Annotated in this window: 19 protein-coding genes and 1 tRNA gene; 6 read left to right on the top strand and 14 right to left on the bottom strand. The window is 59.7% G+C overall.

Annotated elements, in window-relative coordinates; all coding sequences use genetic code 11:
- Positions 1 to 107: 107 nt before the first annotated feature.
- The 5 genes from ACTHV6_RS04650 to ACTHV6_RS04630 form a co-directional block, all read right to left on the bottom strand.
- Positions 108 to 184 (bottom strand) — tRNA-Ile (locus tag ACTHV6_RS04650).
- A 66-nt stretch (positions 185 to 250) separates the two neighbouring features.
- Positions 251 to 2,215 carry a DNA primase gene (gene dnaG / locus ACTHV6_RS04645; protein ID WP_441386109.1) on the bottom strand — a complete coding sequence of 655 codons (1,965 nt, stop codon included), beginning with the start codon at positions 2,213 to 2,215 and terminating at the stop codon, positions 251 to 253.
- Positions 2,216 to 2,261: 46 nt separating this feature from the next.
- On the bottom strand, positions 2,262 to 3,494 hold the full coding sequence (locus ACTHV6_RS04640) for a deoxyguanosinetriphosphate triphosphohydrolase (protein WP_441386108.1): 1,233 nt from the start codon (positions 3,492 to 3,494) through the stop codon (positions 2,262 to 2,264).
- A gap of 26 nt (positions 3,495 to 3,520) precedes the next feature.
- Positions 3,521 to 4,765, bottom strand: coding sequence for a tRNA dihydrouridine synthase DusB (dusB, locus tag ACTHV6_RS04635; RefSeq protein WP_441386107.1), 1,245 nt, complete (start codon positions 4,763 to 4,765; stop codon positions 3,521 to 3,523).
- Between the two features lie 128 nt (positions 4,766 to 4,893).
- Complete coding sequence (locus tag ACTHV6_RS04630; protein WP_441386106.1) at positions 4,894 to 6,291, bottom strand: glycine--tRNA ligase; 1,398 nt, start codon at positions 6,289 to 6,291, stop codon at positions 4,894 to 4,896.
- A 178-nt stretch (positions 6,292 to 6,469) separates the two neighbouring features.
- Here ACTHV6_RS04630 and ACTHV6_RS04625 point away from each other — a divergent pair, with 178 nt between their 5' ends.
- The 6 genes from ACTHV6_RS04625 to ACTHV6_RS04600 all read left to right on the top strand — a co-directional run bounded on the left by ACTHV6_RS04625 (position 6,470) and on the right by ACTHV6_RS04600 (position 10,401).
- Positions 6,470 to 7,393, top strand: a complete 924-nt coding sequence (locus ACTHV6_RS04625) for a metal ABC transporter substrate-binding protein (RefSeq protein ID WP_441386105.1) — start codon at positions 6,470 to 6,472, stop codon at positions 7,391 to 7,393.
- Between the two features lie 36 nt (positions 7,394 to 7,429).
- Complete coding sequence (locus ACTHV6_RS04620; RefSeq protein WP_441386104.1) at positions 7,430 to 8,206, top strand: metal ABC transporter ATP-binding protein; 777 nt, start codon at positions 7,430 to 7,432, stop codon at positions 8,204 to 8,206.
- Positions 8,203 to 9,144: a metal ABC transporter permease gene (locus tag ACTHV6_RS04615; protein WP_441386103.1), complete on the top strand. Its 942-nt coding sequence runs from the start codon at positions 8,203 to 8,205 to the stop codon at positions 9,142 to 9,144. The genes ACTHV6_RS04620 and ACTHV6_RS04615 overlap by 4 nt, the downstream gene beginning before the upstream one ends.
- The gene (locus ACTHV6_RS04610) at positions 9,137 to 9,535 is read left to right on the top strand and encodes a Fur family transcriptional regulator (protein WP_441386102.1); all 399 of its coding nucleotides are present in this window, start codon (positions 9,137 to 9,139) and stop codon (positions 9,533 to 9,535) included. The genes ACTHV6_RS04615 and ACTHV6_RS04610 overlap by 8 nt, the downstream gene beginning before the upstream one ends.
- A 114-nt stretch (positions 9,536 to 9,649) precedes the next feature.
- On the top strand, positions 9,650 to 10,177 hold the full coding sequence (locus ACTHV6_RS04605; RefSeq protein WP_441386101.1) for a hypothetical protein: 528 nt from the start codon (positions 9,650 to 9,652) through the stop codon (positions 10,175 to 10,177).
- Complete coding sequence (locus ACTHV6_RS04600) at positions 10,174 to 10,401, top strand: RNA-binding S4 domain-containing protein (RefSeq protein ID WP_441386100.1); 228 nt, start codon at positions 10,174 to 10,176, stop codon at positions 10,399 to 10,401. Before ACTHV6_RS04605 ends, ACTHV6_RS04600 begins: the two co-directional genes overlap by 4 nt.
- Here the strand turns inward: ACTHV6_RS04600 and dnaE are convergent.
- The 9 genes from dnaE to ftsZ form a co-directional block, all read right to left on the bottom strand.
- Positions 10,398 to 13,928: a DNA polymerase III subunit alpha gene (dnaE, locus tag ACTHV6_RS04595; protein WP_441386099.1), complete on the bottom strand. Its 3,531-nt coding sequence runs from the start codon at positions 13,926 to 13,928 to the stop codon at positions 10,398 to 10,400. The two genes, ACTHV6_RS04600 and dnaE, sit on opposite strands and share 4 nt — an antisense overlap.
- Positions 13,929 to 13,995: 67 nt before the next feature.
- Positions 13,996 to 14,466, bottom strand: a complete 471-nt coding sequence (locus ACTHV6_RS04590; protein ID WP_441386098.1) for a GNAT family N-acetyltransferase — start codon at positions 14,464 to 14,466, stop codon at positions 13,996 to 13,998.
- Positions 14,463 to 15,392, bottom strand: a complete 930-nt coding sequence (locus tag ACTHV6_RS04585; RefSeq protein ID WP_441386097.1) for an RluA family pseudouridine synthase — start codon at positions 15,390 to 15,392, stop codon at positions 14,463 to 14,465. Before ACTHV6_RS04585 ends, ACTHV6_RS04590 begins: the two co-directional genes overlap by 4 nt.
- A complete protein-coding gene (lspA, locus tag ACTHV6_RS04580; protein ID WP_441386096.1) occupies positions 15,385 to 15,933 on the bottom strand; it encodes a signal peptidase II in 549 nt (182 codons plus the stop codon). Before lspA ends, ACTHV6_RS04585 begins: the two co-directional genes overlap by 8 nt.
- 65 nt (positions 15,934 to 15,998) lie before the next feature.
- Positions 15,999 to 16,580 (bottom strand): DivIVA domain-containing protein, encoded by a 582-nt coding sequence (locus ACTHV6_RS04575; protein WP_441386095.1) that lies wholly within the window; start codon positions 16,578 to 16,580, stop codon positions 15,999 to 16,001.
- Between the two features lie 124 nt (positions 16,581 to 16,704).
- Entirely contained in the window at positions 16,705 to 16,998 is a 294-nt protein-coding gene (locus ACTHV6_RS04570; RefSeq protein ID WP_441386094.1) for a YggT family protein, read from the bottom strand.
- 1 nt (position 16,999) lies between these two features.
- On the bottom strand, positions 17,000 to 17,419 hold the full coding sequence (locus tag ACTHV6_RS04565; RefSeq protein ID WP_441386093.1) for a cell division protein SepF: 420 nt from the start codon (positions 17,417 to 17,419) through the stop codon (positions 17,000 to 17,002).
- Positions 17,420 to 17,451: 32 nt separating this feature from the next.
- Entirely contained in the window at positions 17,452 to 18,276 is an 825-nt protein-coding gene (locus tag ACTHV6_RS04560; RefSeq protein ID WP_441386092.1) for a polyphenol oxidase family protein, read from the bottom strand.
- 108 nt (positions 18,277 to 18,384) lie between these two features.
- Positions 18,385 to 19,572, bottom strand: a complete 1,188-nt coding sequence (gene ftsZ / locus ACTHV6_RS04555) for a cell division protein FtsZ (RefSeq protein WP_441386091.1) — start codon at positions 19,570 to 19,572, stop codon at positions 18,385 to 18,387.
- Positions 19,573 to 19,637 lie beyond the last annotated feature (65 nt).

The following is a 19,637-nucleotide window of genomic DNA, read 5'->3' as shown; positions in this document are numbered from 1 at the left end:
GACCAAACCCGCGACTATCAACCCACCGGCCACAAACCGAAAAAATGAAAAAGGGCGAACCCACAAAATGAGGGTTCGCCCTATTCCAATGTCCTGCGACAGCACAATGGTGCCCCCAGCAGGACTTGAACCCGCGACCCAAGAATTATGAGTTCCTTGCTCTAACCAGCTGAGCTATGGGGGCGCGTCCGTTTCCGGACCCAACCATCTTACCGTTAGTCACCTGCTAAAACGCCAATCGGCGGGGCGTTTACCCCAGTTGTTCCTCACACGCCCGGCGCTGGGCTTCCAGTTCGATGAGGCGGGCAAACAGCTCTCCATAGTGTTCATCTTCGGATGAAGTGCGCTGGAGTTCAGACCTCAGATCAGCGATCTGCCGTGTAATTCCTTGCTTAATGAGAGTGACGGAAATGGACCACACGTAGTTGGACAACCGATCAGGACGCGATTCTGGCAGATCCTCAACGGCAAGCTGTGTGATGATCGGAGACACGACAGAATCGGCCTGCTCCGTCACCTGCTCGACGTACCAACCGGCGGCGTCGCGTTCGGCCGTTTGACCTTCGCTGCCGCGAGCTTGCAAGTAGTTGACGCGATCGGTGAAGCACCGCGTGCCACCGGCCGCTCGAATGGCTTCGTGAATACGCCGATGCATCGGAAGGGTAAACGTTTGTGAGGGCAGATCGTCCATGCCGGCCCGAGCAGCGAAGCCTGGCAGCTGCAGGAGGATCTCCAACGCCTCGCGTTCAATCCGCTCCACAGGATCGCGCAATGTCCTCAGTGGCGGCAAGGTTGCACGCCGCTCGGCTTGGTCCTCGTTCTGGTCCGCCGCGGCGAATGGCGGGTGATGAGGATGACGTGCCGCACCAGAAACCGCCGCCCGAACGGTGGATTCATCCATTCCCAGCCACCCGGCAAGCTGGCGCGTGTACTCCCCCCGCAGCACGCGGTCCCGGATCGAGGCAACCATCGGTGCGGCGGCCCGGAGCCCAGCAGTCCTACCTTCGGCAGTGTTCAGTGGCATGCCCTTGAGAGTGGAGGTGATGGCGAACTCGAACAGCGGACGACGCCCGGCGATGATTTCGCGGACGCCTTCATCCCCGTATGCCATCCTGACCTCGCACGGGTCCATACCCTCCTGCGCCACCGCCACAAAAGTTTGTGCCGCGAAGGACTGATCCTCCTGAAACGCCTTGAGCGCGGCCTTTTGACCCGCCGAATCGCCATCGAAAGTGAAGATAACTTCGCCGCCATAGGCGCGGCCAGACGAGAGCATGAGGCCAGCTGCTGGATTGGCACCATCGCCAAGGAGGCGGCGAACGATCTTGACGTGGTCACTACCGAACGCGGTACCACAGGTGGCAACGGCGCACGGAATCCCGGCTAGCTGCGCTGCCATGACGTCCGTGTAGCCCTCAACCACAACAACCTGACGCTCCGTGGCGATCGCTTTACGCGCGAGGTTGAGACCGTAGAGAACCTGAGACTTCTTATAAATGGGAGTTTCGGGAGTGTTGAGGTACTTCGGCCCATTATCATCGTCGCTCAGCTTCCGAGCCCCGAACCCGATGGGATCGCCCGTGATGGAGTAAATGGGCCACATAAGCCGGCCACGAAATCGGTCATAGAGCCCACGATTACCTTGAGTGGCTAAGCCCGAGGCAGCGATTTCCTTCTCGCTAAAACCGTGCGTACGCAGTTCCTTGAGAAGGGAGTCCCACGTGTTGGGCGAGTATCCGATCGAATAGGTCCTCAGGGCCTCTGCATCAAAGCCGCGAGCATCCAGCATCTTGCGCCCGGCCTCCCCCTCGGGGGAATGGAGAGCCTTAATGTAATAATCAACAGCCACCCGATGCGCATCGATCAACCGCGAGCGCGCCGGACCAGCCGGCCCCTTTTCCCGGTTGCCGCCCTCATAATGAAGCTCTACGTTCGCTTTGCGGGCCAGAAGCTCCACGGCTTCCACGAAGGTGATATGTTCGATCTTCTCCACGAAAGAGAACGCATCTCCTCCCTCCCCACAACCGAAGCAGTGCCAACGCCCAACGCTGGGACGCACGTGGAACGAGGGCGTTTTCTCATCGTGAAACGGGCAGAGCCCCTGCTGAGAATCCACACCGCCGGGACGTAGCGCGACGTATCCAGCAACCACATCCTCAATGCGCGTGCGGGCGCGAACCTCATCGATATCCTCGCGCCTGATCAGCCCTGCCATAGCCCTATCCTAGTTCTCCGTTCCCACACAACCATGCATGCCAGCCCTAATTCCAGAACATGCCACACAGCCGCGAATGCCATTGACGGGCGGACTGATCGGTGAGAGAAGCCACCTGATCGACGACAACGCGCAGCCGCCCGTTTTCATCAGCTGGCCCCCACATCTCATAGAAGTGCGGTTCCATTTCCTCGGGGCGTTGGACCAGCGCATCAACCAGATCAAACAGGAGCGTGCGCTGCTCATAGTAGAGAGGCTCGGTTTCCCGCGGCATCATGACGTACTCAACGGCTATCCCCTTGAGAATGGTGATCTCATCCTGAGTTTCCTGTGGGATCACCACATTCCCGTCATACCGGACGAGCGGACCGGTACCGTGGGCCGCATAGGTAGCTTCGCATACTGAGGAGATAAACCGTCCGATCAAATCACTGGTCAAATCCTTCATCAGGGCAAGGTCACCGTATGACCCCGTAAAATCCTCGGGCCACTCCTCTTCGGCAAGCAACCGCTCCAAAGCCGCCCCAAACCTGTCAGCGCCGGGACGCCCGTACCACGACTCAGTTGCTTTGACGATCTGATCCTGTTGGCTCGGGTCCCGTAGAAATCGCGGCCGGACAAACTGGCGCACCACCGCATCTTCCACATCGTGCACGCAGTAGGCGATATCGTCAGCCAAATCCATGATCTGGGCTTCCACGCACTTCGCCGTGCCCATCACACCATGCGTCCATTCGAACACCGGGGCGTCATCGCCATACACGTTAAACTTCTTGCTGCCACCCGGCGCTTGACCAGCAAACCACGGATACTTGAGCACGGCATCCAAGCTTGCTCGCGTCAAGTTGAGGCCGGCAGGCGTACCCGATACCGTGACTCGCTTCGGCTCCAATCGAGTCAGAAGGCGGAGCGTTTGGGCGTTGCCCTCGAATCCCCCGATATCACCGGATACTTCGTCAAGCGCATGTTCTCCGTTATGCCCGAAGGGCGGGTGGCCAAGATCGTGGCACAGGCAGGCAGTCTCCACAATGTCCGGGTCACAGCCAAGATTCTTTCCGAGTGATCGCCCAATCTGGGCAACTTCCAAGGAGTGAGTGAGCCGCGTGCGAATGAAATCGTCCGATTCGGGGCCGAGCACCTGGGTTTTTGCGCCAAGCCGACGCAGCGCCGAGGAGTGGAGAACCCGTGCCCGATCACGCTCAAATTCCGTGCGGCTTGGAGATTTGGCGGATTCTTGTACCCACCGCTCCATATCGGATGGCCCGTAACGTTCATTCACAGTGCGAGCCTACCCGTTTTTCGCGTTTAACCGCCAGAAACGTTCACCTCGGCAAGCGCGATTTTCGCGCGCTGGGCCTCGTTCAACTCGCGGGAATCGAGCCAGCCCTCTGGCAGGTGTGGCTGTTTCGGGTTACCAGCGCGGCCCCGTGCGCCTTCCGCCGCGTCCGGGTAGGGCTGATCCTCGAGCCCTCCGAGACGTTCCTTCAACTCCGCCAAAGTGGACACTAGGGCCAACGCGTTGCGGGCCTCGCCGCCTACGGCAAAACCCCTGAGATACCACGCCATGTGTTTGCGCAGCTCACGCAGGGCACGGTGTTCATCACCGTTGAAGTGTTCGATCGAGAGTTCGGCGTGGCGAACGATCACGTCCGCCACTTCGCTCAGCCACGGCCTCGCGCGCTCATTGCTGCCGTGATAAAACGCCGCCATATCGTGGAACAGCCAAGGCCGTCCCTGACACCCGCGGCCCACAGCAACGCCGGCGCACCCTGTCTGCTCCATAATCCGTTGAACATCGCTCACTTCGAATACATCGCCGTTGCCGAGCACGGGAAGATCGGTTGCCTGCACAAGTTCGCCAATCCGCTCCCAGTGAGCGTGCCCCGAATAGTGCTGCGCCGTGGTTCGCGCATGCAAGGTCAGGCCAACGATTCCCGCATCTTCAGCGATCCGAGCCGCATCAACAAACGTGGTGTGCTGGTCATCTACACCGATCCGAACCTTCGCGGTGATCGGCACGGTGAAACCCCGATCCTTGCTGGCCTCCTCAGAGGCTCGCACCGCGGCGCGCGTCAGCTCCTCAAATAGGTCCAGTTTCCATGGAAGAGCGGATCCCCCGCCCTTGCGCGTCACCTTGGGGGCCGGACAACCGAAGTTCAAGTCAATGTGATCGGCGCGGTTCTCCCCTACAAGAATCCTCACGGCCTCCGCCGTTGTTTTCGGCTCAACTCCATAAAGCTGAATCGACCGCACAGGATCGCCCGGATCCGGCTTGATCATGTTCATCGTTTCCGCGTTGCGTTCAACGAGGGCGCGGGTAGTCACCATTTCACACACCCATAGACCGGCGGGCGCGTGCGGCCCCGTCCGATCCGAGCCACCGAGCAGGTCCGCCCGGTCACCCCACGCGTATCCAGCTGCCTTCAGGCCCGCTTCCCCCGCCTCACGGCACAGCTGCCGGAACGGCGGATTCGTCACGCCCGCCATTGGCGCGAGCATCACGGGAGTATCCAGCGTGAGCGCACCCAGCTGAACCGGGGACGATTCCATCCGTTACCTCCTGACCATGCAGACGATGCTAAATGTGTGGCTGTTGACCCCTTACGGCTCCTCGAGACATGCTGCAACATGTCAACAGGCGCCGCAAAGGGTCAACGCGCAACCTACTAAAAGCCTCCTCAGCAGCCCACCAGCCGCTGCGCGAGATATCCCTGCACGTCGGCGATCGGGATACGCACCTGCTCCATGGTGTCGCGATCGCGAATGGTCACGGCGTCGTCGTCGAGCGAATCGAAATCCACCGTGATACAGAACGGGGTCCCGATCTCATCGTGGCGGCGATACCGGCGCCCAACGGCCCCGGCATCGTCAAACTCAACGTTCCAGAACTGACGAAGCGTGCTCGCCAACTCACGTGCCACGGGCGATAGCTTCTCCGAACGGGACAACGGCAAAACCGCAGCCTTCACGGGCGCGAGCCTAGGATCCAGCTTGAGAACAACACGCTTATCCACCCCGCCCTTCGTGTTGGGAGCCTCATCCTCAACGTAGGCCTCAACAAGGAAGGCCATGAGGGAACGGGTCAAGCCGGCTGCGGGCTCCACAACGTAGGGAGTCCAACGCTTGCCCGTCGCCTGATCGAAGTAGGACAGGTCCTTGCCGGAGTGCTTGGAGTGCGTGCTCAGATCGAAATCGGTGCGGTTGGCGATTCCCTCGAGTTCGCCCCAATCGGATCCGGAGAAGCCGAACTTGTACTCGATATCCACGGTGCGCTTGGAGTAATGCGAGAGCTTCTCCTGGGGATGTTCATACATCCGCAGATGCTCCGGATCGATGCCCAGCCCCACGTACCAGTCGCGGCGGTAATCGATCCAGTACTGGTGCCAGTCCTCGTCGGTTCCTGGCTCAACGAAGAACTCCATCTCCATCTGCTCGAACTCACGGGTGCGGAAGATGAAATTGCCCGGGGTGATCTCGTTGCGGAAGGACTTGCCGATCTGGCCGATGCCGAACGGCGGCTTCTTGCGCGCGGAGGTCATGACGTTCTGGAAGTTCACGAAGATGCCCTGAGCGGTTTCGGGGCGCAGGTAGTGCATACCCGATTCGTCCTCGACGGGGCCCAGATAAGTCTTGAGCATCATGTTGAAATCGCGGGGCTCGGTCCACTGGCCGCGCGTTCCACAGTTCGGGCATGGCAGCACGGCCAGCTCCACTGAATCCGGGTCCTCAATACCTTTGCGCTCCGCGTATTCTTCCTGCATCTGATCGAAGCGGAATCGCTTGTGGCAGGAGAGGCATTCGGTGAGCGGATCGTTGAATACACCCACGTGGCCGGAGGCGATCCACACATCCTTGGGGAGGATAATGGAGGAATCAAGGCCCACCACATCGTCGCGTGAAGTCACCATGTTTCTCCACCATTGACGCTTGATGTTCTCCTTGAGTTCCACGCCGAGCGGGCCGTAATCCCACGCGCTCCGTGTTCCGCCGTAGATCTCACCACAGGGGAAAACAAAACCGCGGCGCTTTGCGAGCGCAATAACGTTATCGAGGCGCGATGGTGCCGGTTTGGCCATGCGCGATCTCCTTTCATGACGCATCTGGATGATGCGTAGTTGTGCCGCATCTGGGCGATGCAGATCCCCGTCATCCTACCCATTGGCGGGCGCCGCTGCGAGGCGGGACCACGTGGGCCAACACACGTCGCTCCTTTCTAATTGACAATCGTTCTCAACTTTGTTGATAATGATTCTCATGAAGAAACTCCTTGCCGCCATCTCCGTCGCGAGTGCAACGCTCGCCCTTTCCGCTTGCTCCGCGGTGTCCGATGATACGGACGCTTCCGATGGCCAGCTGACGGTTGCCACGTCCTTTTACCCACTGGCGTGGTTAGTGGAACAAGTGGGAGGAGAGAACGTCAACGTCATTTCTATGACGCCTTCGAACGTTGAACCTCACGATTTCGAACTTGCCCCGGCCGATATCGCGAAAATGAATGATGCGGACCTTGTGGTGTACGTTCAGGGATTCCAGCCATCCATGGACGATGCGGTCCAGTCCATCTCGGGTCCAGAAATCGTTGAGTTGTCCGGCGCCGTGGATTTGGCTCCGTTAGAGGACGAACACGATCATAACGACGACGACGGACACAGCCACGAGGAAGACAATCTCGATCCTCACTTCTGGCTGGACCCGGCGCGCATGGAGTCAGCAAGTGGGCAGATCGAGACAGCGCTTGCCGCGGCGGATACCGCTAACTCGGACAGCTACGAGGCCAATCAACAGAGCGTTGCCGGTGACCTGACAGAACTCGATGAGCGGTTCGGGGCGGGCCTGAAAACATGCGAGCGCAACACTATCGTGACTACTCATGCAGCGTTCGGCTACATCACGGATAAGAATGACATCGCTCAGCTATCGATTTCCGGGATTGATCCTGAAGCCGAGCCGAGCCCCTCCGATATCGCCAGCATTTCCGAGGCCATTGAGGAAACAGGCACCACCACCGTATTCGCCGAACAGCTGGCGTCCCCGAAAACCGCCGAGTCTCTTGCCAACGAAACTGGCGCACACCTCTCCGTTCTCAATGCGCTGGAGTCCGAGCCAGATGATGGGGATTACATCACCGCAATGGACGGGAATCTCACGGAGCTTCGCGCGGCCTTGGATTGCCAATAGAGCCTAAATTACCAAGAGAAAGAGATACACGCGGAGATGCCCGTTATCAGCACGCATGACCTAGACGTGATTCTGGGGAGCTCCCGGATCCTTCATCGGGTGTCACTGAACATCCACGAAGGCGAAACCGTCGCCATTCTGGGAGCCAACGGATCGGGCAAATCCACGCTGATCCGCACCATCATGGGGGTGATCCCTCCCTCGGGCGGCACCGCAAGCGTGTTCGGAACGAATATCACTCATCACAGCCGCGTTCCGTGGGACCGGCTGGGCTACGTTCCCCAGCGGGTGGCGGCGGCTTCCGGTGTGCCAGCCACGGCGCTTGAGGTTGTCAGATCCGGCTTGCTCGGCCCGAAGGCGCTCTGGGCGGATCGTGGAAAGAAGGCCAAGCGCGCCGCGCTGGAGGCACTCAGCGCGGTTGGACTGGCGGACCGAGCAAACGAACACGTCCACGTGTTTTCGGGCGGGCAGTCCCAGCGAGTGTTGATAGCTCGCGCACTGGTTCGCCACCCCGATCTGCTCGTTCTGGACGAGCCGTTAGCCGGCATTGATCGCGATTCACGCGAGGCATTGGCGCACACTCTGGCGGGGCTACGCGATCAGGGCGTCACCATCGTGACGGTGCTCCACGAGACGGGCGAACTAACCGAACTCATTGACCATGCCATCGTGCTGGAAGATGGGCACGTCGTGTTTGACGGCCCGCCGGGAGCCCCGGGCGCACCGGGAGGCGACGATCCGGCGCACCACCATCCCGATACGGACCACGTACCCCATCACGCCCCCGTCCTACGAACGGAGACAGCACGATGATCGAAACCTTTTCTACGATGCTGGCATCGCCTCTCATGCAACGCGCGCTTATCGTGGCCATTCTGGTGGGTATTTCTGCCCCAGTTGTTGGCACGTACCTCGTTCAGCGGGGCATGGCGCTGATGGGAGACGGCATCGGCCACATATCCCTAACGGGCGTGGCCGTGGGTTGGCTGGCCGCCGGAGCGCTGGGGCTCTCCCCCAATGACGTCCTTGCCATACCCGGCGCGATCATCGCCTCATTGATCGGCGCCATCCTGATCGAGGTGGTCCGCGCCCAAGGCAGGACGGGCGGGGACGTGGCTCTGGCCATGTTGTTCTATGGCGGCATTGCCGGCGGCGTCCTCCTCATCCGATTAGCCGGGGGGACAACCACGAACCTCACGAGCTACCTCTTTGGTTCGATCGCCACCGTATCGGCCGCGGATGTGCGTTACACGATCGCGTTGGCGGCCGTGATTCTGGTGATTGGCGTGGGGTTGCGAGGGCCTCTCTTCGCGCTATCGCACGATGAAGAGTTCGCGAAGGCGTGCGGCCTGCCCGTGCGCACCCTCAACATTCTGGTTGCCGTTGTGGCCGCTTTAACCGTCTCGGTCTCCATGCGAGTGGTAGGCGTTCTCCTCGTTTCGGCCATCATGATTGTTCCGGTTGCCGTTGCCCAACTGCTGTCCACCTCATTCACCAAAACCATGTACATCTCCCAAACGATCGGAGTTGTGGCCTGCCTTACCGGTTTGATTATCACCTATCACGTGCCGGCATCCCCCGGCGCCACGATCGTCATGCTCCTCATCGGGCTGTACGCCATCGTAGCCGTCACGAATCTGACGCTCGGTAGTTTCCGCCGGCGCAAGAGAGCCAGTGCAGCGGCCGCAGAGCCATGCTCACGGGAAGGCTCGTCCGAACAGAACCTTGTGGCAGGGAGGAACCATGGCTAGTAGAAACACCGCGCAGCGTGCCGCAATCACCGCCTTGATGGAGCACACACCCGAGTTCGTCAGTGCTCAGGAGCTGCACGATCAGTTGACGGATTCAGGACATACCATTGGGCTGGCAACGGTGTACCGCACGCTAACGGCGCTGGCGGACGAAGGCAAGCTGGACGTGTTGCGCGCCGATTCCGAGACTCTCTACCGCCACTGCGATAGTCAGGCGCATCATCACCACATTGTCTGTACGCGGTGCGGGCGCACGGTTGAGGTTGCCGCCGAACAAGTAGAGCGGTGGGCTCACGAAGCAGCCGAAGAATCTGGGTTTACCGTCACCTCCCACACAATCGAAATCTGGGGCCTGTGTGCCCAGTGCCAAGCGGAGACTCGCGAAACCTGACGGGCGCGGCGGCCCCTCCCACAGCTGTCGCAAACTCTGCCATGGTAAATATTGACATTTGGCTCACACGGGTTATCCGTGTCGCAAACTATCTGGAACAGTTACACTTTAGGCATGTCGATTCCTGACTTCATTAGTAACGGCCCGTTTATCGGGGTTTACCTGTTTCTGTTCATGGTGGTCTCGCTCCGATCCACCGCAACATACGGTCTGGGACGATACGGAAACTACATGGCGCTTAAAGCGCGCCAGCCCAGCGAGGGATGGCGGCTTAGCGTGTGGAGCTGGGTTCATTCTGACTCAACGCAGCGCGGGGCCCAGATTGTCAGGGATCGCGGTCTCATCGCCGTCCCCCTGTCCTTCCTGACCGTCGGCTTTCAAACGGTTGTCATTGTTGGGGCGGGTGCGTTGGGCGTGAGCGTGCCGCGCTGGATTCTTGCCGCCACTCCCGGTTGGCTGGCGTGGGCCGCCATCTACTCAACGATTGGATTTGCCGTGTGGGGCGCCATGATCTCCGCGGCGGCTGGCTCCCCGGCTGGTATCGCCGTGATCTGCACGCTGGTTGTGAGTATCCTCGTATATGTCACGGTGCTGCGCCCGAGGAGGGTTCGCCAGCACAGCCACGTTCAGGAGTCACAGTGAATCAGTTCGAAGTAGCCCTACCCATCAAACTCGGGCAGTTCGTCAAGCTCGCCTCGTTGGCCGAAACCGGGGGCGAGGCCCGCGAAATGATCGAGATGGGCGATATCACCGTTAACGGACAGGTGGAGACCCGCCGTGGCCACCATCTCGACGATGGCGATGTTGTGGCACTCAATCTTGCCGATGGCGAAGTTGCCGTGCAGGTTTCGGCGCGGCAAGGTTAAACGAGGCAGTGCCGCCCCAACAGAACCTTGAGATCCGAGATCATGCCGGATGTGGGGCTGACGTAGAACTGCTGATCCACCTGCACTACTGAGGTCAAGCCGGGGCGCTCAATGTGGAGGCGAACCGGGGCCTGCCCTGGGTAGGAATGCAGAACATCGGCCAGTGAGGACATGAGCTGCTGCGTGCACATGCGCTCTGGCAGGCGAAGATCCAGCGGAGAATCCGGCAGCAGATCGTTAGACGGCAGCTGCATGCTCTGAGCCGAGAGCTGGATAGAGCCGTCACGAACCTGAAGGCGGCACGTCACGATCGCTACCGTGTCCTGAACCAGCATGGTGGAAACTGTTGGATAGGTCTGAGGGAAGAAGTTGATATCTGTGCTGCCCGAGAGATCCTCGAGTGTCACCGTGGCCCACAGCTTGCCGTTCTTCTTGGACACGCGGGGCTGAACCGAGGTGATGAGACCCGCGAGAGTCACCGTTGAACCGTCAACGGGCTCTTCCTCGTTCATCAGGCGCACAATCGTCGTGTCCGCTGCACGTTCCAACACGTGCTCCATCCCGGAAAGCGGGTGATCGGACACGTACAGGCCCAGCATGTCACGTTCGTGATCCAGCTTGGCCTTCTTGTCCCATTCGGGAAGATCGGGGATCACAACATCCACGCCGCTCCCCACATCCACCCCGGCGCCACCGAACAGATCGAATTGGCCCACAGCTTCATTCTTCTTGAGCGAAACAACCGAATCCACAGCTTCTTCAACCCGCGAGAGGAGGGCGCGGCGGGTGTACCCCATCGAATCGAAGGCGCCAGCTTTCACCAGGCACTCGATGGCGCGCTTGTTGCACACGGGAAGCGGCACTTTATCGAGGAAATCTTGGAAGGAGGTGAAGTTGCCCTTCTCCTCGCGGGCCTTGACAATTCCGGATACAACGTTCGTTCCCACATTGCGAACCGCGGACAGTCCCACGCGGATCTCATCACCGGCGGCGGAGAAGTTCGCCAAGGATTCGTTGACGTCTGGGACTAGCACTTGGATGCCCATCCGGTGCGCTTCTGCTAGGTACAGGGCCAGCTTGTCCTTGTTGTCCTTCTTGGAGGTGAGAACCGCCGCCATGTATTCGACTGGATAGTTCGCCTTGAGGTAGGCGGTCCAGTAGGAGATCAATCCGTAGCAGGCGGAATGCGAACGGTTGAACGCGTACTGCGCGAACGGCACCAGCACGCCCCACAGAGTATCCACGCACTCCTTGGAGTAGCCGTTATCCATCATGCCCTTGGAGAAGCCTTTGAACTGCTGATTCAGCACATCAATCTTCTTCTTACCCATGGCCTTACGCAGGGTATCTGCTTGCCCCATGGTGAAGCCCGCACATGTCCGAGCAATCTGCATCACCTGCTCCTGATACACAATCAGGCCATAGGTGGTCCCAAGAATGTCCTTGAGCGGTTCCTCCAACTCCGGATGGATGGGATCCATCTTTTGCAGGCCATTCTTACGCAGGGCGTAGTTGGTATGCGAGTTCATGCCCATCGGCCCTGGCCGATAGAGGGCGCTCACGGCGGAGATGTCCTCGAATTCGGTAGGCTTCATCTGCTTGAGAAGCACGCGCATCCCCGCGCCGTCCAGCTGGAAGATACCCAGAGTTTCGGCGCGCTGCAGCAATCCGAAGGTAGCCGGGTCTTCGAGCGAAACGCCCTCGATCTCCAGCGGCTCCTTGTTGTTCATTTCGATGTTGTGGAGGGCATCGTCAATGACGGTGAGGTTGGACAGCCCGAGGAAGTCCATCTTGAGGATTCCCAATTCCTCACATAAGGGGTATTCAAACTGGGTGATGACGGCTCCATCGGCGGGCCGCTTCATCACGGGAATCACATCGGTCAGCGGAACCGAGCTCATGAGAATCGCACATGCGTGCACGCCCCACTGCCTCGTCAGCCCTTCTAGGCCCGAGGCCAGATCGAACACACGCTTGGCATCCTGATCAGTTTGGACCAGCTGCCGAAAATCCCCGGCCTCCTGATACCGATCATTCTTCTCATCAAATACCCCGGAGAGAGGGATGTCCTTGCCTTGCACCCCGGGCGGCAGAGCCTTCGTCATACGCTCGCCCATTTCGAAGGGGTAGCCCTGAACGCGCGCCGCGTCCTTGAGGGCCTGCTTCGTCTTAATGGTGCCGAAGGTGACAACCTGAGATACCTTGTCAGCGCCGTACTTCTGTTCCACGTATTCGATCACTTCACCGCGGCGGCGCTCATCGAAATCCACATCGATATCAGGCATGGATACACGCTCGGGGTTCAGGAACCTCTCGAACAGGAGATCGTACTTGATGGGGTCAAGCTCGGTAATTTCCAGAGCATAGGCCACCATCGAACCTGCGCCCGATCCGCGGCCCGGTCCCACGCGAATACCGTGTTCCTTGGCCCATTTGATGTAGTCAGCCACCACGAGGAAGTAGCCCGGGTAGCCCATCTGGGTAATAACTCCCACTTCGTAATCCGCACGCTCACGAACGTCCTGCGGGATCTGCCCACCGAACCTCACGTGGAGGCCGCGTTCGACTTCCTTGACGAACCAGGAGGTGATGTCCTCACCGTCAGGAACAGGGAACACCGGCATGTAGTTCGCTCCCTCATCCGCAGTGGTGAAGGAGACGTCGCACCGTTCGGCAATCGCAAGAGAGTTTTCGCAGGCGCCCGGGATATCCCCGAAAAGGTCCCACATATCCGCGCTTGACCGCAGGTGATACCCGGTGCCATCGAATGTGAAGCGGTTCGGATCCTGAAGCGTGGAACCGGAGTTGATGCACAGCATCGCATCCTGAATGGTCCCATCATTGGGGCCAACATAGTGGGAATCATTGGTAGCCACGATCGGCGCGTTGATCTTCTTGGCCAGATCCAGCAGATCGTTACGGACACGGCGCTCGATCGCATTGTCGTGATCCATGATCTCCACGAAGTAGTTGTCCCTGCCGAACAGCTCCTGCATGGTTCCGGCCGCCTCGAGGGCCTTCTCGTGTTGTCCAAGCCGAAGCCGCGTTTGAACTTCTCCCGATGGGCAACCGGCAGTTGCGATGAGGCCCTCGTGATACTGCTCCAGCAAGTCCATATCCATCCGCGGCCACTTGCCCATCTGCCCCTCAAGCGAGGCCCGAGAGGACATCCTGAACAGGTTGTGCATCCCGGTGTTGTTCTCGGACAAGAGGGTGAGGTGGGTATAGGCGCCACGGGCGGACACGTCATCCGCCCGCTGGCCCTCAACGCCCCAAAGAACTCGATCGGACCCGAAACGCGAGGTTCCCGGCGTCACATACGCCTCGATGCCAACGATCGGCTTGATGTCCTGAGCCTTGGCAGCCTTGTAGAACTCGTAGGCCCCAAAGCAGTACCCATGATCCGTGATGGCCACAGATTTCTGGTTCTGTGCCTTGGCTTCGGCCACGAGCTTCTTGATTTTGGCGGCCCCATCCAGCATGGAGTATTCCGTGTGCACGTGAAGGTGAGCGAAGTCCTTAGCCATGGTGTCAGTCTAGTATCCGGCTCCCACACGTTGGCACATCGAAGGTGAGAGCGGCGTCTCGCGGACACTACTTTCGCGTGAGCTCCAGAGCCATATCCTGATGCCAAATACCGGCATCAAGGTAACGTTCCCCACTGACAGGCGAATACCCGCAGGCCTGATAGAAGCCCATCGCTTGTTCCTGAGCCGATAGCTCGATTCGCAGGTGGCCCTGATCGTCAGCGCAGCGCTCCAGCGCCACCTCCCCCGCTCGTTCCATCAGGAGGCGCCCCATCCCGGTGCCCCGCGCCCGGGAATGCACCGCGACGCGCCCGATATGGCAGTGCCCCGCCCCCTCTCCAAGCACGCGCAGCGTGCCCAGATCTTCGCCATCCACGCTTGCCAGCAGGTGAATGGTTGTGTCCGCCCGATCCAGAGCGTCCATTTCTTCTTCAGGGGGAACCCGCTGTTCGTCAACAAACACGGCGAATCGAATAGCGAAGCAGCGCTCCAGCTGATCAGTGGTAGCCACCGTCTCAATCGTGACATCGCCGCTCACCGATAGACTCCTTCGCGCATCAATTCGAGGGACGCCTCAAGTTCGGGGGGATACTCGCTGGAAAACTCCACCCACTCCCCCGTTGCCGGGTGCTCGAATCCTAGGGTCACCGCGTGCAGCCACTGCCTGTCTAGGCCCAGCTTGGCGGAAAGCGTGGGGTCAGCCCCATACATCTCATCGCCAACGCACGGATGCCCAATAGCCGCCATATGTACGCGGATCTGATGCGTTCTGCCCGTTTCCAAGTGGACCTCGAGCAGTGATCCGCCCGCCATCGCCTCGCTGGTTTCGTAGTGCGTCACGGACCGCCGCCCATCGCTACGAATCCCCATCTTCCACTGATGCCTGTGATCGCGCGCGATCGGCGCATCGATCGTTCCCGCCATGGGATCGGGGTGGCCCTGCACCAGAGCGTGGTAGATCTTCTTCACCGTTCTGTCGCGAAATGCCTGCTTGAGTACCGAATACGCCCATTCGGACTTTGCTACCACCATGCAGCCGGAGGTCCCAACGTCCAAGCGGTGGACGATCCCTTTGCGCTCCGGTGGCCCTGAGGTGGTGAGCTGGACTCCTTGAGCCAAAAGTGCCCCCAGTACGTCCGGGCCTTCAAAGTTCACGGAGGGGTGGGCCGCAAGCCCGGCCGGTTTATTGACGACGACGACGTCATCATCCTCATAGAGCAATGGGAGCTCCACAGAGCTTGCTTTCGGTTCAATCACAACCGGGGCCGGCATCACAACTTCAAGAACCTGTCCGGCTTGAGCACGGTCCGACTTCCCGACGGCACGGCCGTCAACGAGAACCTCTGAGGATTCGATGAGCCGGGCCGCCACGGTGCGGGACAGGCCCGTCATCCGCGCCACGGCGGCATCCACGCGCTCCCCCGCTAACCCGTCTGGGACGGGGTAGTACCGCCGCTCAGTCATTGGTTTCGCCACCGGCGGCCTCTGCCACGTCGCCGTCGTCGTCGATATCTATCGCCGTGGACGAATCCGAACTAGGGACGTCCCGGAAGGAGAGAATCGCCAGAAGCACCACTCCAATAACGAGCGCCGCATCCGCCACGTTCCCAATGAACCAATCGGCGTATGCCATGAAATCGATAACGTGCCCGTGCCCAATTCCCGGGTCGCGGAACAAGCGGTCGATAAGGTTTCCGGCCGCCCCACCCCATACGAGCCCAAGGGAAATAGCCCACGGCATGGAGGCGATGCGCCGGATAATGAACGGCATGGCGATCACAACCGCCGAGGCAATGACGGTAAAGATCAGCGTTGAGTCAGCGCCAAGCGAGAACGCTGCGCCGGGGTTAAAGTACAGCTTAAAGCCGAAGAAATCGCCCAGTACATCGATTCGGCGCCCGTCATCGAGAGTGCTGAGGGCCCATTGCTTACTGAGTAGGTCAATGAGGATGACCAACACGGCTACGGCTCCAGCCCAGCCCAATCGCTTCTTGGTGCTGCTCACGCTTCTCCTTCGGTCATGACAAACGGCGGTAGCATGAGCTACCGCCGTTCACCTAAAAGGCTCTCTTAGTTCTGGAGGCCGTCCGCTGGGTTCTGCCCAACTTCAACGTTGCTCAAGAGGGACTCGAGGTAGCTCTTGAGGCGTGTGCGGTAATCGCGCTCGAAATCGCGTAGCTCGGAGATCTTGCGCTCCAGTAGGCCGCGCTCCTGCTCCAGCTGAGTGAGTGTGCGGTTGTACTCGGACTGCGCATCACCAAGGATTTGCTCGCTGCGCTGGTTCGCTTCGGAGATGATGCGGTCACCTTCCGCCTTGCCTTCGCTCACGTGCTTATCGTGGAGCTCCTGAGCCATGGCCAACAGGCCAGTAGCCGATTCGGCATCGTGACCCTGAGCCGGGAAGGATGCGGTAGAGGTTGCGGAATCGGGAGCCTGTTCTGGCGCTGCGGCGCCACCTTCAAGCTCCGTTACGCGGGCCTGAGAAACCTTGAGCTGGTTCTCAAGTTCGGCCTTGTCCTTCGTCAGCTGGGCGATGGACTCAGCCACCTCATCAAGGAAGAAATCGACTTCGTCCTGATCGTATCCTTCTTCGAGCGACCTAGGCTCCTTGAAGCGCATATTGACGACGTCATGTTCCGTGAGCAGCGCCATGAGTGTTCACCTCTACGTTCTCGGTCAAATTGACAATGTGGCCCGTACGAGTCACTTACAGGAAGAGCGTACCTGAAATCAGATACTCATGTTCATATAGTGACAGAAGTTGAGCGGCATGTCTTTAGTTAACGGACAAATACAGGAAAGTTTGCTGAAGGAATTGAATCCCGATAAAGAGCAGGAGGAAGCCAATATCGAACTGGATAGAACCCAAGCGTAGCGGCGGGATGAAGCGTGCGAGGAATCTCAATGGCGGATCGGTCAGTCCAAAAATAATGTTGGACATGACCAGAAGCGGACCGGTTGGGACCCAATCCCTTGAAATATTAATGACAAGGTCAATAACAATTCGTGCAACAAGCACAACTGTGTAAAGCCCGCATGCGAGGGCTAAGAGGCTAAAAAGTGTTCCCATATTAGAAGTCGGAGGACTCCTCCGGGTGGCTTGCCTCGACGGTCACCTGATGCGGCGTCATAAGGAACACGTCATTGGAGATCTTGTTCACCTTGCCCCGCAGCCCGTAGCACACGCCCATGGCGAAATCGAGAATCCGCCGGCGCTCGCCATCTGGCGCTGCCGTCATATTGAGAATCACCGGGATCCCCTTGCGGTAAGGATCAGCGAACTCTTGGCCACCATCAATGGACTTTGGCCACACCGTGATGATCCGGGCGATATCTCCGCCAGCCGCAACGGAACGAATGGGAGTCACTTCTGGCTCCTCGTTCTCATCGAAGTAACCCACATCTTCATAATCGTCGTAGTACTCGTCTTCATAGCCTTCGTCAGCAACGGAGGCCTTGTTCACGAGCCGTTGGAATGCGTTCTTAGCCATAGCTATCCCTCTGCTAATTCATCCTGTAATTTTCAAGGTATTAGACCTTCACCGCCAGCCCCGTGAGGCTGAGCAGGTGTGTCGCCACAATCGGCGGGGCTATCTCCCATCACATGGACCACTCCGACGAACCGGCCCGTTGGCTGGCCTGACTCGCTTGCGTGCCGGTGGGAGAAGTAATCCTCCGATTCTCGCGTGCATACGCCAGTGTCCACGATCTTAGTAACGCCGCTTCGCTCCAGCTGCGCGCGAAGCCCACGCGGGATATCGATGGACGGGGTTCCCCATCGTGTTTGGCTCACGGCGGACGGCTCAACCTGCCCGGCGGCCGCGGCCATGTGTTCTGGGACCTCGTAGCACCCGCCACAAATCGACGGTCCCAACACGGCGATCGTGGATTCTGGAGCGCCGAGGGCCCGCACGGCGTTCGCAGCAATACCGGCAAGGAATCCCGCCCGGCCCACGTGGACCGCCGCCCCGCCTGGCGTATCCGTGCGAAGCAGCAACAGCGGCACGCAGTCCGCCACCATGACGCACGCGGCGTTCGCGCCGCTTGTCCCCGCGCCGCTTGTCCCCGAAGAAACCAACAGGCCATCGGTCGCAGGCTCAGTGGAGCCTGCCACCGCGGCGGCCAGCCGCGCCCCGTGCACCTGATCCATCCACCCGGGCGCAGCGCCAAGCTCCTGCGCTAAGAGTGCACGGTTCTTCGCCACGGCGGCGGAATCGTCTCCCACGTGTTGCCCAAGGTTGAGGCTCGCGTATGGGCCGCTTGAGACTCCCCCGAAACGGCTGGTGAAGCCCGCCCGCACCCTGCCGCCCGGAACGGCCTGATCCACGGCCCATGACACTAAACTCATCAACCCTCGCTAGGTATGGTGACGGCCCGCGCCACACGGTGCGGGCCGTCTGAAGTCAGACACCCGAAGATGCCTTCCCCGGCGCATCGGCGCCGAAGCCTTATTCTCTTAGTTCTCCTCGAACAGGAAGAGCGGGATGTCCAAATCGTTGTTGGAGCGGCGCTCGGTGGGCTCTGCCACGGCAGGCGGAACCTCCTGATGTTCGGGTGCCTGTGCTACTGGGCGGGCAGGCGTTGCCACGGCGGTCTCCTCAAAGGCCAAAGCCGGCTCCTTCTCGGGTTCGGCGGTGGTGGCGTGCGCTGAGGAAGCGGCCTGAGGCTGCTGCCCGCGGCCCTGAAGCAGGAGGTGATCGGTATGATCGTCGAAACCTGCGGCAATAACCGTCACGCGAACTTCATCGCCCAACGATTCATCGATGATCGTTCCCACGATGATGTTGGCATTGGGATCCACCGATTCCTTCACCAACCGAGCAGCACCAGACATCTCCTTCATGGAGAAATCAGCGCCGGCTTGGAAGGAGAGCAAAACACCGTGCGCTCCATCAATGCTGGCTTCCAGAAGCGGAGAAGAGATGGCGTTCTCTGTTGCTCGCATCGCGCGATCCTCACCGCTAGCGGCGCCAATCCCCATGAGGGCGGTGCCCGCATCCTTCATGATCGCCTTCACATCGGCGAAGTCGAGGTTCACAAGCCCGGGAATGGTGATGAGATCAGAGATTCCCTTGACGCCTGAGCGCAGGACATCGTCAGCAAGATGGAAAGCTTCGATAATGGACAAGTTGTCCTCCGCGATCTCCAGCAGGCGATCGTTGGGGATCACGATGAGCGTGTCCACAGATTTGCGCAGCGATTCGATCCCGGACATTGCGTTGTTGGCACGCTGCAGGCCTTCGAATTCGAATGGGCGGGTGACAACACCTACCGTCAGGGCCTCGAGTTCACGAGCGATGTTCGCAACGATGGGCGCGGCGCCGGTACCGGTGCCACCGCCTTCGCCAGCGGTCACGAACACCATATCGGAGCCTTCCAAGGCGGCCCGGATGACTTCAACGTTTTCTTCTGCTGCACGCGTGCCAATGGCGGGATCGGCCCCCGCACCGAGGCCACGTGACACATCCCGCCCGATATCAAGCTTGGTATCGGCTTCAGATTTGACGAGTGACTGGCCGTCCGTATTGACGGCAATGAACTCCACGCCCACCAAGCCGTCTTGGATCATGCGGTCAACGGCATTGACGCCGCCACCGCCTACCCCGATCACTTTAATATTCGCAGCGTTATTCATGGCTGGCATGGACTCTTCCTTTCAGACCTCAAGAAGTACTTGAGGTTTTACGTATCTGACTTCGCGGAAAAGGT

It is taken from the genome of Ancrocorticia sp. (assembly GCF_052089425.1).
In the GTDB taxonomy this organism is placed as follows: Bacteria; Actinomycetota; Actinomycetes; order Actinomycetales; family Actinomycetaceae; genus Ancrocorticia.
The sequence above is the reverse complement of the archived record's forward strand: the minus strand, read 5'-3'. Positions and strand labels throughout refer to the sequence as shown.

Excerpts from the sequence above, each read along its gene's own strand:
- ACTHV6_RS04570 (WP_441386094.1), bottom strand. The coding sequence starts at position 16,998 with ATGGGAACACTTTTTAGCCTCTTAGCCCTCGCATGCGGGCTTTACACA.
- dusB (WP_441386107.1), bottom strand. The coding sequence starts at position 4,765 with ATGGAATCGTCCCCGGTTCAGCTGGGTGCGCTCACGCTGGATACTCCC.
- ACTHV6_RS04605 (WP_441386101.1), top strand. The coding sequence starts at position 9,650 with ATGTCGATTCCTGACTTCATTAGTAACGGCCCGTTTATCGGGGTTTAC.
- ACTHV6_RS04615 (WP_441386103.1), top strand. The coding sequence starts at position 8,203 with ATGATCGAAACCTTTTCTACGATGCTGGCATCGCCTCTCATGCAACGC.
- ACTHV6_RS04560 (WP_441386092.1), bottom strand. The coding sequence starts at position 18,276 with ATGAGTTTAGTGTCATGGGCCGTGGATCAGGCCGTTCCGGGCGGCAGG.
- ACTHV6_RS04630 (WP_441386106.1), bottom strand. The coding sequence starts at position 6,291 with ATGGCCAAACCGGCACCATCGCGCCTCGATAACGTTATTGCGCTCGCA.
- ACTHV6_RS04585 (WP_441386097.1), bottom strand. The coding sequence starts at position 15,392 with ATGACTGAGCGGCGGTACTACCCCGTCCCAGACGGGTTAGCGGGGGAG.
- dnaE (WP_441386099.1), bottom strand. The coding sequence starts at position 13,928 with ATGGCTAAGGACTTCGCTCACCTTCACGTGCACACGGAATACTCCATG.
- ACTHV6_RS04575 (WP_441386095.1), bottom strand. The coding sequence starts at position 16,580 with ATGGCGCTGCTCACGGAACATGACGTCGTCAATATGCGCTTCAAGGAG.
- ACTHV6_RS04565 (WP_441386093.1), bottom strand. The coding sequence starts at position 17,419 with ATGGCTAAGAACGCATTCCAACGGCTCGTGAACAAGGCCTCCGTTGCT.
- ACTHV6_RS04625 (WP_441386105.1), top strand. The coding sequence starts at position 6,470 with ATGAAGAAACTCCTTGCCGCCATCTCCGTCGCGAGTGCAACGCTCGCC.
- dnaG (WP_441386109.1), bottom strand. The coding sequence starts at position 2,215 with ATGGCAGGGCTGATCAGGCGCGAGGATATCGATGAGGTTCGCGCCCGC.
- ACTHV6_RS04610 (WP_441386102.1), top strand. The coding sequence starts at position 9,137 with ATGGCTAGTAGAAACACCGCGCAGCGTGCCGCAATCACCGCCTTGATG.
- ACTHV6_RS04620 (WP_441386104.1), top strand. The coding sequence starts at position 7,430 with ATGCCCGTTATCAGCACGCATGACCTAGACGTGATTCTGGGGAGCTCC.
- ftsZ (WP_441386091.1), bottom strand. The coding sequence starts at position 19,572 with ATGCCAGCCATGAATAACGCTGCGAATATTAAAGTGATCGGGGTAGGC.